The sequence below is a fragment of the Streptomyces sp. NPDC003036 genome (genome assembly GCF_040611175.1).
Lineage (GTDB): Bacteria > Actinomycetota > Actinomycetes > Streptomycetales > Streptomycetaceae > Streptomyces.
In genome coordinates, this window is record NZ_JBEXNO010000099.1 from 1 (window position 1) to 1,168 (window position 1,168).

General features: G+C 74.9%; 1 protein-coding gene. It reads right to left on the reverse strand.

Annotation, left to right across the window (positions count from 1 at the left end; translation table 11 throughout):
- Positions 1–135: 135 nt before the first annotated feature.
- Positions 136–966 carry a chaplin family protein gene (locus tag ABZX67_RS33260; RefSeq protein ID WP_355368539.1) on the reverse strand — a complete coding sequence of 277 codons (831 nt, stop codon included), beginning with the start codon at positions 964–966 and terminating at the stop codon, positions 136–138.
- Positions 967–1,168 lie beyond the last annotated feature (202 nt).

The window sequence follows — 1,168 nt, forward strand, 5'->3', positions numbered from 1 at the left end:
CATGGTGATCGGCGCGCCGCTGCTGGCGGTGGCCACGCTGCGGCTGCCGCGCAAGACGACGCTGATCACGCTGATCACGGTGTTCGGCCTGGGCCCGCTCCGTCGTTTGCGTACGCCGGTGACTACCGACGGCGACTACGAGGACTGCCGGGCGCGGCGGTAGAGGACCGTCCCGCCGAGCAGGAGGCCCGCACCCGCCGGGATGAGCATCCCGAGCGCGCCGGCACCGGTCTGCGCCAGCTCGTCCTCCGCCTTGGGCGGGGTGACGGTCTGGGCGCCGGGCTCGTTCGGCTCGATCGGGGAGCCGGGCTCGTCCGGAGTGGTCGGCTCGTCCGGGTTGGCCGGCTGACCGGGCTTCCCGGGCTTGCCGGGCTCGTCCGGGCCGGGCTGGCCCGGCTCACCGGGACCAGGGTTACCGGGGTTACCGGGTCCGGGCTGGCCGGGCTCACCGGGGCCCGGGTTACCGGGGTTACCGGGGCCGGGGTTGCCCGGGTTGCCGGGTCCCGGGTTACCCGGGTTGCCGGGGCCGGGGTTACCCGGGTGGCTGGGCTCCTCGTGGCCGTTGGCGCAGCCGTTGCCGAACGCCGGGTTCATCGCGCCGACGACGTCGACGCTGTTGCCGCAGGCGTTGACCGGCACGCTCACCGGGGCCTGGACGTTGTTGCCGGACGCGACACCGGGCGAGTTGCTGGTCGCACCGCTCGCCTTGGCGCCGCTCGACTTGTTGGCGCACTTGTTCCCGAACGTGGGGTTGAGCGCCCCCACGACGTTCACGGAGTTGCCGCACGCGTTCACCGGCACGCTGACCGGCGCCTGGACCGAGTTCCCGGACGCGACGCCCGGGGAGTTCGTCGCGGCCCCGTGGGCGCCGGCGCCGTTGTGCGCCTGTGCGTACCCGCCGCCGAGAGCGAGTACCCCGCCCGCGGCCGCCATGATGGTCAGGCCCTTTCGCGTGACCTGTCGCATAGCTAGTTCCCTGCCTTCTGGGCTCCGGAAATACCCCCGGGCACACCGCGCGGAGGCGTCATGTCCACCGGCCCCGGGGGGGGGGGGGCGCGCGCCCGGGGCGGGGCGGGGCCACGCCCACCCCCGGCCCGGGCCCCGGGGCCGAGCGGGTTGGAAAACAGGGACCAGCGGGGGGGGAGCAGGAGCCCCCGGTGGTTGGTGT